Annotated in this window: 19 protein-coding genes; 12 read left to right on the top strand and 7 right to left on the bottom strand. The window is 71.1% G+C overall.

Annotated elements, in window-relative coordinates:
• The 6 genes from AC6JA9_RS11425 to AC6JA9_RS11400 are packed head-to-tail and all read left to right on the top strand — an operon-like array spanning position 1 to position 6,254.
• On the top strand, positions 1-1,035 hold the full coding sequence (locus tag AC6JA9_RS11425; RefSeq protein ID WP_223785942.1) for a Gfo/Idh/MocA family protein: 1,035 nt from the start codon (positions 1-3) through the stop codon (positions 1,033-1,035).
• On the top strand, positions 1,026-1,859 hold the full coding sequence (locus tag AC6JA9_RS11420; RefSeq protein ID WP_473571109.1) for an MBL fold metallo-hydrolase: 834 nt from the start codon (positions 1,026-1,028) through the stop codon (positions 1,857-1,859). The genes AC6JA9_RS11425 and AC6JA9_RS11420 overlap by 10 nt, the downstream gene beginning before the upstream one ends.
• Positions 1,856-3,331, top strand: a complete 1,476-nt coding sequence (locus AC6JA9_RS11415) for a YcaO-like family protein (protein WP_497959669.1) — start codon at positions 1,856-1,858, stop codon at positions 3,329-3,331. The genes AC6JA9_RS11420 and AC6JA9_RS11415 overlap by 4 nt, the downstream gene beginning before the upstream one ends.
• Before the next feature lie 3 nt (positions 3,332-3,334).
• A complete protein-coding gene (locus tag AC6JA9_RS11410) occupies positions 3,335-4,201 on the top strand; it encodes a sugar phosphate isomerase/epimerase family protein (protein WP_223750341.1) in 867 nt (288 codons plus the stop codon).
• Positions 4,198-5,484: a glycosyltransferase family 4 protein gene (locus AC6JA9_RS11405; RefSeq protein WP_223750340.1), complete on the top strand. Its 1,287-nt coding sequence runs from the start codon at positions 4,198-4,200 to the stop codon at positions 5,482-5,484. The genes AC6JA9_RS11410 and AC6JA9_RS11405 overlap by 4 nt, the downstream gene beginning before the upstream one ends.
• A complete protein-coding gene (locus AC6JA9_RS11400; protein WP_223750339.1) occupies positions 5,481-6,254 on the top strand; it encodes a PIG-L deacetylase family protein in 774 nt (257 codons plus the stop codon). Before AC6JA9_RS11405 ends, AC6JA9_RS11400 begins: the two co-directional genes overlap by 4 nt.
• Before the next feature lie 63 nt (positions 6,255-6,317).
• On the opposite strand, the gene AC6JA9_RS11395 is transcribed toward AC6JA9_RS11400, so the two are convergent.
• Positions 6,318-7,145, bottom strand: a complete 828-nt coding sequence (locus AC6JA9_RS11395) for an NAD-dependent epimerase/dehydratase family protein (protein WP_223785939.1) — start codon at positions 7,143-7,145, stop codon at positions 6,318-6,320.
• Positions 7,146-7,243: 98 nt separating this feature from the next.
• Between AC6JA9_RS11395 and AC6JA9_RS11390 the strand changes: the two genes are divergently transcribed.
• The 3 genes from AC6JA9_RS11390 (at position 7,244) to AC6JA9_RS11380 (ending at position 10,208) form a co-directional block, all read left to right on the top strand.
• Complete coding sequence (locus tag AC6JA9_RS11390; protein WP_497959668.1) at positions 7,244-8,026, top strand: helix-turn-helix domain-containing protein; 783 nt, start codon at positions 7,244-7,246, stop codon at positions 8,024-8,026.
• Between the two features lie 19 nt (positions 8,027-8,045).
• Positions 8,046-9,146 carry an outer membrane protein assembly factor BamB family protein gene (locus AC6JA9_RS11385; protein WP_497960666.1) on the top strand — a complete coding sequence of 367 codons (1,101 nt, stop codon included), beginning with the start codon at positions 8,046-8,048 and terminating at the stop codon, positions 9,144-9,146.
• A 141-nt stretch (positions 9,147-9,287) separates the two neighbouring features.
• Positions 9,288-10,208: a hypothetical protein gene (locus tag AC6JA9_RS11380; protein ID WP_497959667.1), complete on the top strand. Its 921-nt coding sequence runs from the start codon at positions 9,288-9,290 to the stop codon at positions 10,206-10,208.
• A gap of 383 nt (positions 10,209-10,591) precedes the next feature.
• On the opposite strand, the gene AC6JA9_RS11375 is transcribed toward AC6JA9_RS11380, so the two are convergent.
• Complete coding sequence (locus tag AC6JA9_RS11375) at positions 10,592-11,416, bottom strand: helix-turn-helix transcriptional regulator (protein WP_223750336.1); 825 nt, start codon at positions 11,414-11,416, stop codon at positions 10,592-10,594.
• Between the two features lie 101 nt (positions 11,417-11,517).
• On the opposite strand from AC6JA9_RS11375, the gene AC6JA9_RS11370 reads away from it, so the two are divergent.
• Positions 11,518-12,387 (top strand): SDR family oxidoreductase, encoded by an 870-nt coding sequence (locus AC6JA9_RS11370; RefSeq protein ID WP_497959666.1) that lies wholly within the window; start codon positions 11,518-11,520, stop codon positions 12,385-12,387.
• A 57-nt stretch (positions 12,388-12,444) separates the two neighbouring features.
• On the opposite strand, the gene AC6JA9_RS11365 is transcribed toward AC6JA9_RS11370, so the two are convergent.
• Positions 12,445-15,237: a cadherin-like domain-containing protein gene (locus tag AC6JA9_RS11365; RefSeq protein WP_497959665.1), complete on the bottom strand. Its 2,793-nt coding sequence runs from the start codon at positions 15,235-15,237 to the stop codon at positions 12,445-12,447.
• 178 nt (positions 15,238-15,415) lie between these two features.
• A complete protein-coding gene (locus AC6JA9_RS11360) occupies positions 15,416-15,742 on the bottom strand; it encodes a hypothetical protein (protein ID WP_223750333.1) in 327 nt (108 codons plus the stop codon).
• 41 nt (positions 15,743-15,783) lie between these two features.
• Here AC6JA9_RS11360 and AC6JA9_RS11355 point away from each other — a divergent pair, with 41 nt between their 5' ends.
• Positions 15,784-16,152, top strand: coding sequence for a nuclear transport factor 2 family protein (locus AC6JA9_RS11355; protein ID WP_497960663.1), 369 nt, complete (start codon positions 15,784-15,786; stop codon positions 16,150-16,152).
• 39 nt (positions 16,153-16,191) lie between these two features.
• Here AC6JA9_RS11355 and AC6JA9_RS11350 read toward each other — a convergent pair whose 3' ends face one another.
• The 3 genes from AC6JA9_RS11350 to AC6JA9_RS11340 form a co-directional block, all read right to left on the bottom strand.
• On the bottom strand, positions 16,192-16,689 hold the full coding sequence (locus tag AC6JA9_RS11350) for a hypothetical protein (RefSeq protein ID WP_473571102.1): 498 nt from the start codon (positions 16,687-16,689) through the stop codon (positions 16,192-16,194).
• Positions 16,690-16,703: 14 nt separating this feature from the next.
• Complete coding sequence (locus tag AC6JA9_RS11345; RefSeq protein WP_473571118.1) at positions 16,704-17,237, bottom strand: DUF1697 domain-containing protein; 534 nt, start codon at positions 17,235-17,237, stop codon at positions 16,704-16,706.
• Positions 17,238-17,315: 78 nt separating this feature from the next.
• Entirely contained in the window at positions 17,316-18,341 is a 1,026-nt protein-coding gene (locus AC6JA9_RS11340; protein ID WP_223750331.1) for a hypothetical protein, read from the bottom strand.
• A 194-nt stretch (positions 18,342-18,535) separates the two neighbouring features.
• On the opposite strand from AC6JA9_RS11340, the gene AC6JA9_RS11335 reads away from it, so the two are divergent.
• Positions 18,536-19,642, top strand: a complete 1,107-nt coding sequence (locus AC6JA9_RS11335; protein ID WP_497959664.1) for a helix-turn-helix transcriptional regulator — start codon at positions 18,536-18,538, stop codon at positions 19,640-19,642.
• Positions 19,643-19,656 lie beyond the last annotated feature (14 nt).

Below are 19,656 nucleotides of genomic sequence, written 5' to 3'. Positions count from 1 at the left end.
ATGTCCGGGGCGAAGCCAGGAGGCCGCACGCTGGGCTGGGCGGTGGTGGGGTGCGGTCTGGTGGCGCGGGAGTACGTCATCCCGGCGCTCCAGGGCGCGCGCAACGCGCGGCTGGTGGCGCTGTGCGACTCGGACGCGGAGGCGCTGATGCGCATCCCGGCGGACGACGTCGTCCGTCACACCGCGCTGGAGGCGGCGCTGGCGGACCGGAGCGTGGAGGCCGTCTACATCGCCACGCCCAACCACCTGCACGCCGCGATGACGGAGGCGTGCGCGGCGGCGGGCAAGCACGTGCTGTGCGAGAAGCCCATGGCCATCACGGTGCAGGACGGGCTGCGCATGCTGTCCGCGTGTCGGCGCGCGGGCGTGCACTACGCCACCGCGTTCGACCAGCGCCACCACGCCGCGCACCGCAAGCTGCGCACGCTGGTGAAGGAGGGCGTGCTGGGCACCCTCACCCAGGCGCGCATCCACTACGCCTGCTGGCTGCCCGCGGACTGGGCGCCCGACAACTGGCGCATCGACCCGGAGCGCGCCGGCGGCGGCGCGATGATCGACCTGGCGCCCCACGGGCTGGACCTGCTGGAGGTGGTGCTGGGGGATGAATGGCAGTCGCTCGTCGCGATGACGCAGCGGCGCGTGCATGACTACGCGGTGGACGACGGCGCGGTGCTGATGGGCCAGTTCCGCGGCGGCGCGCTGGGCGTCCTCCAGGTGGCCTACAACTGCCCGGACGCGTACCCCCGGCGCACGCTGGAGCTCATCGGCACCCGCGCGCGCGCGCTGGCGTACAAGACGATGGGGCAGACGCCCGGCGGGACGCTGTCGCTCACCGACGCGACGACGGGCGAGGAGACGTGGCTCCCCCTGTCCCCGGACGAGGACCAGAGCCCCTTCCGCAACCAGGTGGAGGCCTTCTCCGACTGCGTGCTGGACGGCCGCCCTCAGCCCTTCGCCCCGGAGCGCGACGTGCGCCTCGTGGGGCTCCTGTCGCAGGCGCTCCACGCCGGGAAGGCGTTTCCCCCATGTCACTGACCCGCTATGCCTGTACCCACTGCGGCACCTGGCAGCCGGGGTTTGCTCGCCAGCCGCCCGCGGGCTGCCCCACCTGCCTGGACGTGCGCAACGCCCTGCCGCCGGACGGCTGGGAGTTCCAGACGACGGGCCAGGTATCGGAGCGCCTGAGCACGCACTGGGAGGAGGCGCTGCCCGGCGTCTGGGGCTTCTCTTGCGCGCCGCGCTTCGGCCTGGGCTCCACGGGGTGGCTGCTGCGCCGCCCCGAGGGCAACGTCGCATTCGAGGGCGCGCCCTGGTACTCGCGGCCGGCGCTGGAGTTCCTGGAGACGCTGGGCGGCATCCAGGTGCTGTCCGCGTCGCACCCGCACGGCTTCGGGGCGCTGTGGCAGTTGCAGGAGCGCTTCGACCCGCTGCTCGTCCTGCACCGGGACGCGGTCCGCTACAGCAAGGCCTTCCAGGTGCGCTGGCCGGTGGATGACGAGCACACCCTGGCACCGGGCCTGACGCTGCACTGCGTGGCGGGGCACTACGAAGGCCAGACGGCCTTGTACGACGCGCGCACCCGCTCGCTGTTCTGCGGCGACGCGCTGAAGGTGGAGCTGGACGCGCGCGGCCGCCCCACGGCGCTGTCGTGTCACAAGGGCTTCCACTACGCGATTCCGTTGAGCCACGCGGAGCTGCGCCGCTACCGCGCGGTGCTCGAGCGGCTCCCGTTCGAGAACGTCTTCACCCCGTTCGAGTTCGCGCGCGGCGTCACCCGCGAGCATGCCCTGGCGCTGTTCGACCGGCTGCTCACGGGCATGCCTCACACCCGTCCCATTGCGTTGGAGGAGCTGTCATGAGCCTGACCGAAGCCCTGGATGCCTATTTCCGTGTCATGCCTCCGGGAGCGTTCCCGATCTTCCGCATCGACCCGCTGGACCGGCTGGGCGTGCCGGTGGTCTCCGCCAGCCTGCGGATGGGAGACCGCCCCGGCGACATCATCCACGCCAACGGCTACGGCGCCACCGAGGAGGAGGCGCGCGTCGGGGCCCTGGGAGAGCTCGCCGAGGAGGTCTGCGCGGACCAGGCCCTGCTGCGCATGCCCCGCGTGCACGGCACCTACGCGGAGCTGGTGGCCACCTTCGGCCCCAAGGCGGTGGTCAATCCCCTCACCCTGAGCCTGCCCGCGGGCAGTCCCTACCGGCCCGACATGCCGCTCGTCTGGGGCGAGATGAAGCGCCTGTCCACCGGCGAGCGGGTGCTGGTGCCCGAGGAGTTCATCGCCGTGCGGCCCGGGAACCTGGTGGGGAAGACGCCGCTCGCCAGACCCTTGACCAACGGGCGTGGCGCGGGACGCACGCGGCAGCAGGCGCTGGCGCACGCGCTGCTGGAGCTGCTGCAGCGCGACGGCAACGGGCTCCAGTTCCGCGCGATGGACCAGGGCGTGGTGCTGGACCTGGAGGGCGCGGCGCTGGACCCGGACGTGCGGGAGCTGCTGGGGCGCTACCAGCGCGCGGGCGTGGAGGTGCTGGCGAAGCTGGCGAGCACCGACTTCGGCCTCGTGAACGTCTACGTGGTGGGCCACGACCTGTCCGTGGGCAACCAGCCGCTGCTCGTGACGGGTTGCGGCGAGGCGACGGACCGGGACCGGAACCGGGCGCTGCGCAAGGCGCTGCTGGAGTTCGCGGGCTCCCGGGCGCGCAAGGCCGTCTCGCACGGCCCGATGAGCGAGGTGGCCCGCGTCGCGCCCCGGGAATACATGGAGCAGTTCGTCCCCCTGGTGGACGTGGCCTCCGAGGAGCCCCGCGCGCTACAGGCCATGGCGGAGTGGTCCCAGCTGCCGGCCTCGGCGCTGCGCGAGCTCACCGCGTGCACGTTGCTGCGCCGGCGCACCGTGCGCTTCGAGGACCTGCCCCAGGTGCCGGGGATGGAGGACCCCGCGCGGCGGTGCGACCACGTGGTGAAGCAGCTCCACGCGGCGGGCTTCGACATCCTCGTCGCGGACCTGTCGCCTCCGGGCCACCCCGTGCACGTGGTGAAGGTGGTGGTGCCGGGGCTGGAGGTGGAGACGATGACCTATGGCCGGCTGGGCGAGCGCAACGTGGCGCGGCTGCTCGAGCGTCGTGAGCCGCTGGCGGGTCTGGGGGCGCCGCCGCCGGGAGCGCAGCCGGTGCGGCTCACCCCGGAGGCCGAGGCGCGGCTGGGCGGTCCCGCCTGGTTCGACACGCGGCTGGCCGAGGCGCGCGTGGGACGCCTGTATCCCCTCTACCGGGAGCCGGACCGTCACGCCGTGCACGCGATGCGCACGAGCCGTCGCTTCGGGGGGCAATGAGCCATGGCGCTGCGCTTCGCGTACAACACCAACGGCGTGTCCAACCACCGCTTCGAGGACGCGCTGCGCCTCATCGCGGACAGTGGCTACGACGGCGTCGCGTTGACGCTGGACCACCACCACTTCGACCCGTTCGCGCCGGACTTCGAGCAGCGGAGCGGCCAGCTCGCCGCGCTGCTGGAGCGGCTGGGGCTGGGGCTGGTGGTGGAGACGGGGGCGAGATTCCTGCTGGACCCCCGGCGCAAGCACGAGCCCACGCTCATCACGCCGGACGCCGCGGGTCGGGCCCGGCGCCTGGAGTTCCTGGAGCGCGCGGTGGACGTGTGCGCGACGTGTCGGGGTGAAGCGGTGTCCTTCTGGGCGGGGGTGCCCCGCGCCGAGGTGACGCAGGAGGCGGCCTGGCCGTGGCTGGTGGACGCAGTGGCCCGGCTGTCGGAGTACGCGGCGGCGCGCGGGGTGGTGCTGGCGGTGGAGCCGGAGCCGGGGATGCTGGTGGACACCGTGGACGGCTGGAGCCTGCTGCAGGCGCGGGTGGTGGCGGCGGGCGCGCCTCCGGTCCGCCTGGCCCTGGACGTGGGGCACCTGCTGGTGACCGGCGAGCGGGCGCCGGCGGAGGCGGTGCGTGAGTTCGCGCCGGTGCTGGGCACGGTGGCGCTGGAGGACATGAAGCGCGGCGTGCATGAGCACCTGCCGTTCGGCGAGGGGGACGTGGACGTGCCGTCGGTGCTGCGGGAGCTGACGCGCGCGGGCTACGACCGGCTGGTGTGCGTGGAGTTGTCCAGGGATGCGCACCGGGCGCATCAGATGGTGCCCGGGGCGCTGGAGTGGCTGAGGGCACGCCTGCCCACGGGCGCGGAGGTGGCGGCGTGAACACCGTGAGCCCGCTGCGAATCTGCTTCATCTCCCGGCGCTTCTTCCCGGCCATCTCGGGGATGAGTGTCTATGCGCTCAACCTGGTGCGGGAGCTGGTCGCGTGCGGGCATGACGTGACGATGGTGAGCCAGTACCGCAACGACGCCGCGGGGATGGCGGTGTATGGGGGCGGGCCGCCGCCAGGGATTCCGGGCGCGCACGTGCTGGGGTGCGAATCCCGGGGCGAGCAACGCATCAACCAGGGGCAGCCCGCCAGCTTCGAGCAAGACGTGGAGGACCTGGTGGAGACGGTGGTTCGCGAGCACCGGCGCCGGCCCTTCGACTTCATCCATGCCCAGTATGGTTATCCCTGTGGCCTGGCGGCGCTGGAGGCCTCGCGGCGTCTGGGATTGCCCAACGTCGTCTCCATCCAGGGCGGTGACGGACACTGGGTGGGGACGTGCTGTGGGACGCACAAGCAGGCGATGCTCGCGGTGCTGGGCCACTCGGGGGCGCTGTTGATTGGCAGCCGGTCCTTCGCGGAGGAGGTGCGGGGGCACCATGGGACGCCGCTGGAGCGGTTCACCATCGTCCCGGGCGCCACGGACACCCAGCGCTTCCATCCGCGCAACGAGTCGAGGCTGGGGGAGCCGCAGGACGTGCCGGTGTGGCTGTACCACGGCCGGGTGGACGCGCGAAAAGGCGTGATGGAGCTGCTGGACGCGGCGAAGCGGCTGGTGGCGGAGGGGCGCCGGTTCCGGCTGCGCGTGTCTGGAATCGGGCCGGACGTGGAGGCGGTGCGCGCGCGCGTGGAGGCGGAGGGGCTTCGGGGCACGGTGGAGCTGACGGGCGTGTCCACCTACGCGCAGGCGCCGGACCTGTACCGGAGTGGGGACCTGTTCGTGTCGCCCACGTATTCGGAAGGGTTCTCCAACACGCTGCTGGAGGCGATGGCGTCGGGGCTGCCCATCGTGTCCACGAAGGCGGTGGGGGTGGTGGACTGCCTGGAGGACGGGCGGGACGCGCTGTTGGTGCCGCCGAGAGACAGCGTCGCGCTGGCGGAGGCCATGGGGCGGCTGATGGACGACGCGCCGCTGCGAAGACGGCTCGCGACGACGGCGCTCGGCGAGGTGCGGGAGCTGTACTCGTGGCGGACGGTGGGGCGACAGATTCAGGGGGTGTACAAGGCGCTGACCGGCACGCGGCCGGACACGCGGTGGACGAACGTGTATGACCCGGCGACGACGCAGCGGAGCGCGGACCCCTCGTGCAGGTTCCGGGCGGCGCCGCACCTGTTATGAGCACCGCCCTCTTCGTGTCGCCGCACCTGGACGACGTGGCCTTCTCGTGTGGGGGGACACTGGCGGCCTTGAAGGCCAAGGGGTGGACGGTGGCGCTCATCACCGTCTTCACGCGCTCGGTGCCGGAGCCCCGGGGCTTCGCGCTGAAATGCCAGACAGAGAAGGGGCTGGGGCCGGAGGTGGACTACATGGCCCTCCGGCGAGAGGAGGACCGGGCGTTCGCGAAGCGGCTGGGCGTGGACGTCCTGGCGTGGGCGGACCTGGAGGAGGCGCCGCACCGGGGCTACGCGAGCGCGGAGGCGCTGTTCCATCCCCCGCGAGAGGATGACGCCATCCAGGCGGAGGTGGCGCGGCGTCTGAAGCCGGTGTTGTGGGAGCTGACGCCCAGCCGGGTCTTCGTGCCGCAGGCGCTGGGGAGCCACGTGGACCACGTTCAGGTGGTGCGCGCGGCGCGGGGGTTGGGCATCCCGTCCCACCGCGTCTGGTATTACCGCGACACGCCCTACGCCGTGCGCCAGCCGGGCGCGAAGCCCGACCCGGCGCTGCCTCGGGAGCCGCGGCCCCTGGCGGTGGACATCACGGCGCACCTGACGACCAAGGTGGAGGGCTGCCTCTGCTACGGCACCCAATTGGGCTTCCAGTTCGGCGGCGCGGAGGGCGTGGGACCGATGCTGGAAGCCTTCCACCACCGGGAGGCGGAGGCCCACGGACGCTCGGGAGCCGCGGAGGTCTTCCTGGGTCAGCAACTCCCGACGGCATCCCCGCGCTGACGCACGGCTCGGCGGAATGCGTCGGGGCTCGCTGGCTGAAGCTGCTCCGGGAGCACGTCTGTTCTATGCACCCGCCGCGAGCGCGTCGGCGAGGCGGGGGAACACCGGCTTGAACCCGAGGTCCTCGCGGATGCGGCGCCCGTCGAGGAGCACGTCGAAAGCGCGCGCGAACTCGGCGTTCGAGCCATCGGGCGGGGGCTGCCCCACCGATGCGAAGAGCGTGGCGAGGTCAGGCGCCTCGTCGTCGACCACGTTGTAGATGCGGTGCGCCGGCGAAGGCGCCTCGAGCAGACGTGCCACGGCCTGCGCGACGTCGGCGTGGTGGGCAATCGACATGCGTTGGGCCGCCGGGAAGCCGCGCATCATCGGCACCACCTCCTCGATATGTGGGTCCCCGTCGCCGTACACGAACGGCAGGCGCAGCACCCGCACGTCGAGCCCTTCGACTCCGAGGAGGAAGCGCTCGGCGGCGAGCTTGCTCACCGGATAGGCCACGGTCGGCGCACAGGAGTCTTCCTCGCCGACGAGCCGTCCCCCCGTCGAGCCATGGACCAGGCCGGTGCTCGTGAAGATGAAGCGCTTCACGGACGCGGCACGTGCGGCGGCCGCGAGGTGCTGCGTGCCCAGGTCATTGACCGCGTGCGCCTGCTCGGGCGTCGCGCCGCGGAAGAACGCGGCGCAGTGGACCACGGCGTCGACGCCGCGCACGGCGGGCACCAGCGAGCCCGCGTCGAGCAGGTCGCCCTGGGCGAGCTCCACCCGCGCCTCCTTCGGGAAGACAGCGCGTGTGGGCTCACGGACGAGGGCACGCACGTCATGGCCCCGCTCGGCGAGTCGCTGGGTGAGTCGGCTTCCGACCTTTCCGGTCGCTCCGGTGACAAGGATTTTCATGGGCCGACCTTCGCCCGCCCAGGCGCGGCGAGGATTGGAGAAAACGGACACGTGCCCCCACGCTTGCGCCGCCGTCGAGCGCGGGCCAGAGTCAGGGCATGCATGCGGGCCTTGTCCATCGCCATCACATCGCGCCGGGCGCCTCGGTCGCGTCCGCTGTAGCCGCGCTGTTCGTGGACGAGCGCGACCACGACGTGCGGGGCCTCCTGATTCCGCGGCCCGAGGTCCATCTCGTCGTTCGGTTCGGGCCGGCGGCGCGAAGGGGCCTGGACGCACACGCGATGGGCGGAATGCAGCGGGTGCGTCGCAAGCACATCCACCACGGACAGCGGACCGTGACGGCGCGGCTCCACCTGGGCGCGCATGAGGCGGTGCTCGGCGTCCCGGCCTCCGCCCTCGCCGGAAGCATCGTCGCACTCGAGGACCTGTGGGGCGATGCCGCGGCCCGGCGGCTCTTCGAGCGGCTCGGCGACACCGACGACACGGCCCAGGCGGCGGACATCCTGGAGCGCGCCATCGCCGAACGCCTCGCGCGCACCGACGGACGCCGCGCCCACCCACGACTCGCCCTCGACGCCGCCGAGCGGCTCTCGAGCGGCTCGGTGAACGACGTCGCGGGTGACATCGGGGTGAGCGACAGACATCTGCGTCGCGTGTTCCGGGAGACCGTCGGCGTGGGTCCCAAGGCCTTCGCCAGGCTCGTCCGCTTCCATCGCGCGCTGCGCGCCGCATCCGAGGACGCACACGCCCACTGGGCGGACATCGCCGCCGACGCCGGCTATTACGACCAGGCGCACCTCATCGCCGAGTTCCGCGCGTTCACGGGTCTGACGCCCCAGGGGTTCCTCCGTGAGCTCCGAGCGACGGAGTTGATCAGCTGACACCCGGGCCAGTGCCCCACTGCCCCCCCCAGGCCGGAGACCCCCTCTGTCGGACGCATCTCGCTCCATCTTCTTCGGCGCCAATGCCGCGCGGACCGGACACTTCGAGGGAACCGGACCGCTCGCGGTCAAGCGAGCCCGCTGGAAGTTCGCGCCGCGCGCGCTCGTGACGACGCGCAACACGCCCGCCATCCACGACGGCGTGCTGTTCGCGAACTACGACAACGACAGGCTCTACGCGCTCGACCTCGCGAAGGGGAAGGAGCTCTGGAGCGTGCGGGTCGGCGGCGCCAGCCCCGAGAGCCTCTCGCATCCGATGGTCGCGCGGGGCCTGCTCTTCGTCGTCGGCGGCGGGCAGTGTCACGCCGTCGACCTGGGCACGCACGCCCTCCGCTGGAGCGTCTCATGCGACTCCGAGGCGACCTCCTCGCCCATCGTCGTCGACGACGTCGTCTATGTGGGGACCCGGTCCGGCGCGGTCCTCGCCATCGACGCGCGCACGGGGACCGAGCAATGGCGCGTGCAGCTCCGCTGTGGCGGGAGCGTGCAGTCCGCGGTCAGCGTGACGCGAGAGCAAGTCATCGTCGGGACCTGCCAGGGCTTCACCCAGGGACACGTGGTCGCGCTCGACCGCGCCACGGGGGCCGAGCGCTGGTCGGTGGAGACCGGTTCGATGAGCCATGGCGGAGCCCCCGCCGTCCACGGCGACACGGTCTATGCCTTGTCCGGACTGGGACAGCGCCTTCACGCGCTCGACCTCGACAGCGGCGAGCAGCGTTGGGCCTACCAGACGCCCGGCGCGCTCTGGGGAGCGCCCGCCGTCGCGGACGGTGTCGTGTGCTTCACCGGCTATCACTCGAGGCTCCACGCCGTGGACGAGGAGACCGGGAAGGAGCGCTGGTCGGTCGCGCTCGACAAACCACCCGCCAGCACAGCCTCACCAACCATCGCCGGGGGACTCGTCTACATGGGGGCCCGCAACGCCGTACACGCCTGGACGCTTCGGGACGGGACGGAGCGCTGGCGGTGGAGGGCCCCCTATCGCGTGACGACGGCACCGCTCATCGCCGACGGCACCCTCTACGTGGGCTGTGATCGCGCCGTCGTCGCGCTGGCGTAGCGGCGACCCACGGCGCCGGGGCACTCCGTGGACCGCACGGGGTCTGGGAGGCGGGCTGCGCCACGAATCGAGCAGCCCCCCCTTGACGAACGCGGCACGCGTCCCTACCCGTGATTCCTCTCAATACAGGAGTGTCAAGGAATGGGACTGAGCAGGTGGGGTACGTGTCTCCTCGCGCTGATGTTCGTGGCCTGCGGTGATGGAGTCGGGCTGGAGCCGCCCTCCGAAGCCACCCAGGGGACGCTGCGGTTGCCGCTGACGGCGCAGAGCCCCGAGGGGGCGGTCAAGCTGGTCGGCGCCACGTTCAACATCACGGGCGCCCAGACGGTGTTCATCTCGGACACGTCCGCCGACACGTTGACCGTGCCACTCATCGAGGGCGACTACACCATCGAGCTGGGGGGCAGCTGGCACCTGGAGCGCCTGTCGGCACCCGGTACGCCCCTGAGCGCCCAGCGACTGTCGCCCTCCGTGCTGGCCTTCTCGGTCATCCAGGGGAAGCTCACCGAGGTGCGCTACCTCTTCAAGCTCGCGGGCAGCGGCGGCGTGGACGTGGGCATCCAGGTGGACAACGGGGGCTCCATCTCAGGCACCCTGACGTTCACCCAGCACGAAGGTCCTCCGGACTCCGAGTTCGCGTCGCTGGTGGGCAAGAGCGTGCCCTTCGTCATCAGCTTCGAGACCTCTCGCGTGGTCAGGGAGGGAGGCGGCCCGAAGGCCATCTCCGTGGAGACCGGCCCCATCTTCGTCCAGTTCGGCGGACCGGACGGGGCCCTGCTGGAGAAGCACGTGTCCCCCTTCTTCAAGGGGCGCTCCTTCCTCTTCAGGGTGACCAGCCTCCCGAACGGGTATCAGGTGCTCAGCACCTTCCTGATTGAGGGCGTGGGCAGCGGCGCTCCGCTCGACTTCGTCTCACATGAGAGCCAGCCGTTCAGGGGCACCGTGGACCCAGGCGGCTATCCCGAGACGACCCCCTTCGAGTTCCAGTCCACCATGGTCTTCAGCCTCCACGCGTTCGGGGACCTGAGTGGCACGTTCACCGGCACGGTGGTGCCCAAGTAGCCACGGTGCCTCCCGGCATGCAGACGGCGGCCCTCCCCACGGAAGGCCGCCGCGCTGCCTGCTTCGAGCTCCGGACTCCCCTGTCGAACCCGGCAGGGCTGTTGGGTTTCCACGGACCTCGCGAGGTGAAGCGGGAGTCGCGCAGGTTGCGGCCCTGCCCGAACCTCGCTCAGCGTGGCGCGAGTCCTCGCACGAGGGGCGAGAGCACGCCCATCAACCCGCTCGCTACCACGGCCCGAGGAACCTCGGAGAGACGCGGGGCTTGCCCGCTGACGCGAAGGTGCCCCCGCGCCGCCAGGGACGAGGCGGCCGCCCGACGGTCGTGGCACGAGTCGGAGCAGCTCTCGGGCCTGCGCTTCGCGTGAGGCCCTTGCGCAAAGCCCCTATGCGCCCCGGCCCTCCATCAACCCGCGAATCTTCACCGCGTCCGCCTCCTCCATCGGGTTGTAGACGAGCATGGCCAGGTCGGGCCGGCCATCCACGGCGAACGACGAGTACTCCAGCGTGAGGGCACCCAGCACGGGGTGGCGCAGCCGCTTCACGCCCTCGCCGAAGGACCTCACGTCGTTCTCGCGCCACATCGCCGCGAACTCCGGGCTGTCCCGGCACAGCTCGTCGACCAGCGGCTGCACCGTCTGGGCCGCCCCGGCGCGCGCCGCGTGGCCGCGGAACACACCGACCACGAACCGCGCCACCGACTCCCAATCGAAGTTGAGCTCGCGCGCCTTCGGGTTCAGGAATATCTGGCGCAACACGTTGCGGCGGTCCGGCGGCAGCGTGCCGTAGTCGGACAGGACCACGGTCGCGGCGCGATTCCAGGCCACGATGTCCCACGTCGCGGTGTGGACCATCGCCGGGCAGACGCCCATCGCATCCAGCACGCGCTGCAAGCGCGGTGTGACGCCCTCGACGGGCCGGTACCGCACCTCCGGTGGCCGCCCCAGCCCCAACAGGAACAGGTGCTCGCGCTCGACGTCGGTCAGCATCAACGCCTGCGCCAGGCGGTCCAACACCTGCGCCGAGGGCGCGCCGCCCCGGCCCTGCTCCAGCCAGCTGTACCAGGTGGGGCTGATGTGGGCCCGCTGCGCCACCTCCTCGCGCCGCAACCCCGCCGTGCGCCGCCGCCCGGCCGGATAGCCCAACGCAATCGGGTCGAGCCGGGTCCGCCGCTCCCTCAAATAGGCACCCAGTGGAGTCTCGTTGGCCATACGCCCATCCTGTTGGTCGCCATACCTGGATAAGCTCTCGACTTTAACAGGATGAAGAACGCGCCCACAGTGCCTGCCTCTCACGCAAACAGGAGGTGCACATGAACGTGTTCGTGACCGGAGCCACGGGGTGGGTCGGCTCGCGCGTGGTCCAGGAGCTGCTGGGGGCCGGGCACCAGGTGCTGGGGCTCGCCCGCTCGGAGGACAAGGCGGCGGGACTGGCGCGGACCGGCGCCCGGGTGCTGCGCGCCACCCTGGACGACCTGGGGGCGCTGGCTGACGCGGCCAGGCAGTCCGATGCGGTCATCCACCTGGCCTTCAATCACGACTTCTCGAAGTTCGCCGACAACGCCAGACAGGACCAGCGCGCCATCGAGGTACTGGGTGAAGCCCTGGCCGGCACGGACAAGCCGCTGCTGGTGACGTCCGGCATGGCGAGGCTGGCGCCCGGCCGCATCCCCACCGAGGCCGACCTGCCGGTCGACCACGCCGACTATCCGCGCCGCTCGGAGGCCTCGGCCATCCAGCTGGCCGAGCGCGGCGTCCGCGTGGCCACGGTGCGGCTGCCGCCCTCCGTCCATGGCGTGGGAGACCACGGCTTCGTGCCCTTCCTGATTCAGCTGGCGCGCGAGAAGGGCGTGTCGGCGTACCTGGGTGAGGGGACGAATCGCTGGTCCGCCGTGCACGTGTCGGATGCGGGCCGGCTGTATCGGCTGGCGCTGGAGCACGGCGTGGGCGAGCGCGTCTATCACGCCATCGCGGAGCAAGGCGTCGCCCTGCGAGACATCGCGCGGGTCATCGGCCGCCGCCTGGGCGTGCCGGTCGAGCCGCGCGGCCGCGAGCACTTCGGCTGGCTCGCGGACTTCGCCCTGGCCGACATGCCGGGCTCGAGCGAGCGCACGCGGGCCGTGCTGGGATGGAACCCCACCGGCCCGGCGTTGCTCGCGGACATCGAGCACCCCGACTACTGACGGGCGCGAGGGAGCGCGGACGGGCAAGCCCCGCCCGTCCGCGCCGTCCTCGTGTGACTACAGCTCGACGGGCGGGAGGGCCTCGCCCATCTCGCCCGGGTTGTCTCCGCGGTGGTCCTCGTCGTCGAGCCCCAGCTCCCCGCTGGCGTTGGAGCCCCAGCACTTGACGCTGCCCTCATCGAAGGTGGCGCACGTGTGGTGGTAGCCCGCCACGAGGGACGTCACGGCGCGACCCGCGCCCAGGTTCACCCGGGGCAGTGCCTCGCCCATCTCGCCCGGCGCGCCTCCACGGTCGTTCCAGTCGCCGGACCCGAGCTGCCCCCAGTAGCCGCCGCCCCAGCACTTGACGGAGCCGTCATCCAGGAGCGCGCAGGTGTAGATGCCGCCAACGGTGAGCGCCTTCGCGGTCCGCCCCGTCCCCAGGTCGACTCGCGGCAAGGCGTCTCCCATCTCACCCGCGTTGTCTCCCCGGTGCACCTTGTCGCCGAGGCCGAGCGCGCCATACTGGTTGCCGCCCCAGCACTTGATGGAGCCATCATCCAGGAGCGCGCACGTGGAGAACTCACGGGCGGCAATCGCCTTCGCGGTCCTCCCCGTGCCCAGGTTCACCCGAGGCAGCGCGTCGCCCATCTCGCCCGGGCCATCTCCGCGCTCCGCCGTGTCACCGAGCCCCAGCTCGCCCCAGTTGTTATCGCCCCAGCACTTGACCGAGCCGTCATCCAGGAGCGCGCACGTGTGACGACCTCCCGCGGCGAGCGCCTTCGCGGTCCGCCCCGTGCCGAGGCTCACGGCAGGCAGCGCGTTGCCCATCTCCCCCGGGCCATCTCCGCGGTGCTCCGTATCGCCGAGCCCCAGCCGGCCATTCCCGTTGTCACCCCAGCACTTGACCGCCCCATCATCGAGGATGGCGCACAGGTGATTCAGCCCGCTGACGAGCGTCTTCGCGGTCCGCCCCGCGCCCAGGTCCAGCCGGGGCAACGCGTCGCCCATCTCGCCAGGGCCGTCTCCGCGGCGCCGCGTGTCGCCGAGCCCCAGCTGGCCCTGCGCGTTGTCACCCCAGCACTTGACCGAGCCTCCCTCGAGGAGCGCGCAGCCGAAGCCCATTCCCAGGCCCATCATCGCCGCCCGCGCGTCCGAACCCATGTTGACGAAGGGGAGGTTGCTCATCAGGTTGAAGCCACGGCCCCCCCCTCGGTTGTCGGTGTGCTCGAGCCCCAGCTGCCCCTTGCTGTTCTCACCCCAGCACTTGAGCCGTCCATCCGTGAAGACCGCGCACGTGGTCCCCACCCCGGCGAAGACGGACTTCACCGCGTAGCCACGCACGCGCACGTCGACCGAGCCGGTGCTGGTGGCGCCGTGGGTGTCGGCCACCTGGTAGTCGAAGCCGGCGGCGCCCACGAAGCCCGACGCGGGCGTGAATCGCACGGCGTCCCCGACGAGCTCGACCGTGCCGTTGCGCGCGTTCGAGACTCCCGTCACCGCCAGCGCGTCTGCCTCCACGTCACGGTCGTTGAAGAGCAGCGTCGCCACGGGGACGCGCAGCGCGACGTCCACACTGGCCACCGCTGAATCCGCGACCACCACGGGGGCGTCGTTGACCGGGTTGACGGTGACGCTCACCGTCCCGAAGCTGAAGCTGGCCCGGTCGGAGACCTCATACCTGAACGTCGCCGTCCCGAAGAAGTCCACCGCCGGCGTGAAGATGACGTTCTGCCCCTCCAGCTTCACGGTGCCATTCGTGGCCGAGTAGACGCCCTCCACCAGGAGGTCGTCGGTGTCGACGTCGATGTCATTCGCGACGAGCGTGGCGGTCGGGATGACCAGCACGGTGTCCTCGAGGGTGCTCACGGTATCGTCGACGGCCACGGGCGCCTCGCCCACGATGACGGTCACGCTCGCGCTGGTGGTTCCGGCCAGATTCCTGACCGTGTAGTGGAACGTCGCCGACCCGGTGAAGTCCGCCTCCGGCCTGAAGTCGATCATCCCGCCGTCGATCTTCACGGTGCAATGGACCGCCGAGCCCACGCCAGCGAGGTTGAGCAGGAAGCCATCGCCCATGTCGTCATTCGCGGTGAGCTCCTCGACCTTGATGTACCGCGAGGTATTCCTCCGGGCGTACACGGTGTCGGCGACGGCGACCGGAGCGTCTTCCACGGAGCGGACCGTGACGGCCACCGTCGCGGTGTGCGTCAACAGCCCGTCGCTGACCGTGTACTCGAAGCTGGCGCTCCCGTGGTGGTTCGCCTCCGGGGTGAAGGTGACGTTGCCATCCGCGAGCGTCACGGTGCCATGCGTCGCGGCGCCGACGCCCGCCACCCAGAGCGTGTCCCCATCCACGTCCGTGTCATTGGCGACGAGCGTGGCCGCGGGGACGACGAGCGCGACATCCTCGTCGGTGCTCGCGCCGTCCGCCACGGCGACAGGGGCATCGTTCACGGCGTTGACCGTGACGGTGACCCGCGCGGTGTCCGTCAGGCGGCCATCCCCCACCGTGTACTCGAACGTCGCGGTTCCGAAGAAGTCCGCCTCCGGGGTGAAGGTGACGGTGCCGCCCACCAGCGTCACGCCGCCATGGGTCGCCTTGCCGACGGCCGTCACGGTCAGCGAGTCGCCGTCCGCGTCGACGTCGTTGGACACGAGCGACGCGCCCGGAATCACCAGGGCGGTGTCCTCATCGGTCGCGAGCAGGTCGTCATGCCCGGACGGGGCCGTGTTGGCCGGAGGAGGAGGCGCGGGTGGTTTCTTGTCCTCCCCTCCTCCACACGCGGCCAGGGCCACGCAGAGCAGCAGGGTGCGCAGCCAGGGAACGGACGGAAGTCTCGGGTACGAACGAACGCGTTGGTGCTTCACAAGCCCCCTCACAGGAAGAAGCCCCCCAGGGCCGGAGAAACCCGGTGGGGTGCTGCCCCCATAACGGAGCCCGGCGGCGCAGGTCGCACGGACAAACGCGCCACTCGACGGAATGGACCAGCCCGAGGGCCACCGGGACACGGCGCACAGCCAGTGTCCCGGCCCTGGGACGCACGGGCTACTGCAGGTCGCAGCCGGGGATGCAGTAGTTCACGTTGATGAGCGTGCGCGTGGCGGGCAGGTTCGACTGACAGCCGGCGTACTGCGTGGCGGGGGTGGCCTGGATGCGCGAGGCGCCGCACTTCACCACACAGGCACGGATGTTCTCGAACCAGTAGATGAGGTCGTTGTTCGGGCAGTTGGGCGGGATGCCGATGCCCTGCTCCGTGCTCGCCATCACCTCGCCCTCCGGCGCGTCGACCTCGGACTCGGCTCCACCACCGCAGGCCACCAGGGACAGGCTGCACATCGCGAACAGGGAAACGACCAGACGCTTGGCTTGCATGGCGACTCCTTCACGACAAGGGGGAAGGAGAATCATGACCTATCCAGGAGTCCCCGAGAAGCAGGCCTCACGGGTCCGCCTGCTCGGAAGCAGCAGGCGCGGCTTCACCGGCGCCCCCCTGTCGGTCCAGCGCCCCCGCTCACCGACCCCCATGGCGGCTCACCGGGCGTGGACGCCACTCGCCGAAGACTTCTCCAGGCACGTCGGCGGAGGGCGAGGACTCGGTGCTCCACGTGGACGTCACCGGCAGCGCGGCCGTCGTCAAGGTGTCCGCGCGCACGGCGAAGTGGGACTTCATCGACTACATCTCCCTGCTCAAGGTCGACGGCAGGTGGCGCATCGTGGCCAAGGTGTACCACCGCGAGCCCCGGGCGGAGGCCCCGTCGCGGCCCACGTCCGCCTCGCCCTGAGCCGACGACGTCCCTTTCCCCTCCCCGCGGGCCTGCCCCTCACCAGTCCACGATCATCGGCACCTGGTGGTCCCGGGAGTCCACGAGCGCGGCGCGGAGGCTGTCAACCGCGGCCTTCGCGTTGTCGGGCCAGTGCATCCGTTCCAGTGCCGCCAGGGCCCGGGGCGTCGAACCGGTGAGGCGCCGCAGCGGCGTCGTCATCTCGAAGGTCGCCTCGAAGTCGCGGGGGAGGAACAGCATGGCGGCCACATGGACGCGGTCGCCCTCGCCTCTCCTGCGGGAGCGCTCGTCCCACAGCGGGTCTGACGTGGCGCCTGGGAGCTGCCGCAGGTCCTCCACCAACATGTCGATGACCCTGGCGCGACGCACCGGCGCCTCAGGGCCACCGAATGGCAGACCTTCCGGAAGCTGCCGGGCACCCTCCGGCCCGATGACGGAGTACGGGACGCCGCTCGCCCACGCGGAGCGCATCGCCGGGGTGATGAAATCACCGACGATGTAGCGGCTGAGAGGCAGGACCATGAAGTCGATGGCCATGGAGGCCTTGGAGGCTAGCCGAACAGCTCCAGGAGTTTCAGCACGGTGTTCCAGTTGCGCGTCGTGACCGTGCCGCGCAAGGCCAGCTTCCCCATCGCGACCGCCAGCGCGCTCTTCCCCTGGCCGTTCGGGTACCAGGAGTAGATCTCCTTGCCCGCGACCTGGAACAGCTCCGGCCCCCAGTCCTGGGCATGCAGGGGCGCCAGCTCCGCCTTCGTCGGCGCGACCGAGAGGAACGTCACGCACAGGGAGGAGGGGTTCGTCGCCACGTCCGCGAACGGGTTGCCGTCGACGACGGCTTGCAGCTGCTTCAGCGTCCGCAGCGTCGTGGAGATGGGCCGCCCCATGAACTGCTCCAGCGCCTCCTCGATGCCCTTGGTGAGCTCCGCCACGCCGAGCTTCGTGGTGAACACCGCGTTGCCGCTCTGCACGTAGGTCTTCACGTCGCCGCAGCCGAGCCGCGACAGCATCGCGCGCAGCTCGGCCATCGGCAGGCTGTTCTTCGTGCCCACATTCACACCACGGAGCAGGAGCGCGTAACGAGTCATCACGTGAGTGTGCCACGCGGGCGCCGAAGCGCGGTGTCCGGATGCTCACGGTGCGCGCCGCGCTGAACCGCTCGGGACTCACTCGGCCTTGGGGGCGTAGAACTCCGCCGGGCCGGCGAGCCACACGGTGGTGCCGTCGGTGCGCTCCAGCAGCGCCTCGGACAGCCGGGTCCAGTCCTCGTGGAAGCCCACGACCTGGAGACTGGACGGGACGTAGCCCAGGAACTGCCCGGGCCCCACGGCGACGACGGTCGCGGAGGGCGCGCGATGCGGCTGCTCCGAAGGGGCGCCATACAGGGCCCAGGGACTCCAGGAGCGGCTCAGCGCCTCGTAGCGCAGCGGCGCGCAGCTCGTCTGGGCGATGCGCTTCGCGTCCTCCTCGCTCTGCCCCGAGCAGACCTGGAGGCGGTCACCGAGCTTCACGTCCGTCAGCGGACAGGAGACCTGCAGCGCGTGGCGGCAGGTCCCGATGGGCTGGGGCGCGCCGCGCTCGCTCGAGTAGGCCTGGACGAAGGCGGCGCTCCCCTTCGAATCATCCCACTGGATGGCCGGGCCCAGGTCCTCCAGGAAGACCCAGGGCACGGTGGTGGCCTCCACGACCGCCGAGGCCACCCACGCCACGTCCAGGCCGTACCCGAGAGGCGCCTCGCTGTACGGGACGAACCCAAGATAGCCGCCCGTCTGCAGGCGCCTCACGGCGCCGGAGCCCCGGAACAGGACCTCGCCGTCCGCCGAGCCCCCGGGGCGCGCCACGGTGCCGCCGTCGCCGGACGGGTTGTTCGCCGGATGCGTACAGAGCCGGGTGCAGGTGTTCTTGGCATCCAGGTCGGCCCACGCCTGGCTCGTGTTCGAGCAGCCCAGGGTCTCATTGAGCGGGGCGACGGCGGGGAGTGCGCAGACACAGGGCTTGTGGACCGCCGTGAACCGGCACGCGGCGTCCACCCACGGCGGCGGGCCATGATGGCCGTAATACCCGACGCCGATGATGCCTCCGGGCGTTCGCGCCTGGGCCGGCGCGCTCCAGGTGACGGCGCTCAGGGCGGCCAGGAGCGCGAGCAATGACATCCTCGACGTGAGACGAATCCAGCACGGCTGCGGGGACATGGGACCTCCAGCGAATGGACAGACACGGCGAACGGGCTCGAGAAACATACGGGAGGGCCGTCGAGCGCCGGCATCACCCATCGGGGTGACGCCCTCCGAACCCAGGGGGCGTGAGAAAGGCTGTCGTTGCCGCGCATGGTAGAAATACCCCCGGACGTCGTGCCGACACTCGAAGCCACCGGGGAGACAAGGTCATGCGCGTGAAGCGTCAGCCGGGTTCCATGCAGGGGGAGCAGGTGCTCCTGGAGGTGATGACGGCGTTGAGCAGCTCGCTCGACCTGAAGGAAGCCTTCTCGGAGTCCCACCGGATTCTGTCACGCGTGCTGGCGGCGGACTTCGGAGGGCTGTGTGTGTCCAATCCGGGGGCGCCCGGCCAATACGACTGGCCGATGGTCCAGGACATGCCGCAGGTCTTCTTCGACCGCTACCCGGAGATTTCAGACGAGTGTTTCGTGAGCTCCGCGGTGATTCGGCGGCCCAACACCGTGCTGCGGGACACCGAGATGCTGTCGCGCCGGCAGATGCATGACAGCGCCATGTATGCGTACTGCCGGGAGATGCACATGCCGGTGGAGCGGGTGTTGTCCGTGTTGATGGACATGGGCCTGGGCTGGCACAGCGGCTTCACGCTGTACCGGGAGACCCGGAAGGCGTTCACGGAGAAGGAGCGCGCCTTCCTCCAGCGCCTGACGCCCATCCTGGCGAGGACCGTGCGCAATTGCCGCATGCTGGAAGACCTGGCGCACCAGGGCGACCTCCTGGAGCAGCTCTTCCGGCACACGGGGCTCGACAGCATCGTGTTGAGCCCGCCCACCACCGAGCTGATGCGCACGCCCCGCTCCACGGCGCTGCTGCATCGCTGGTTCCCGGACGCGCCCTGTGGCCGCTTCGGCCTGCCGCAGGTGCTGCTGGACGCGCTGGAGGGGCTCCGTCGCTCCGGCCCCCAGCAGCTCTCCGGACAGGACGTGCTGACCTTCCGGCGCCCGGGGAGGAGCTTGAAGGTGACCTTCCTGCGGTTGCCGGGGCAGTCGGGGAGGATGCCGTGGGCGATGATCTTCCAGGAGGTGCGGCACGGGGCGCAGGCTCCCGCGGAGTGGCGCAAGCGCCTGACGCCGCGCGAGATGGACGTGGTGGAGCGTGTCTTGAATGGCTGGGACAACCAGACCATCGCGGACGACCTGGACAGCTCGCTGAACACCTTGAAGACGCACCTGAAGCGCGTCTACGCCAAGCTGGCCGTGCCCAGCCGGGCCAAGCTCATCCTGCTAGCGCAGGAGCAGGGCCTCTGCGCGGACACGTGACGTCGCGCCCGGGA

Source organism: Myxococcus sp. MH1, assembly GCF_059738865.1.
The sequence above is the reverse complement of the archived record's forward strand: the minus strand, read 5'-3'. Positions and strand labels throughout refer to the sequence as shown.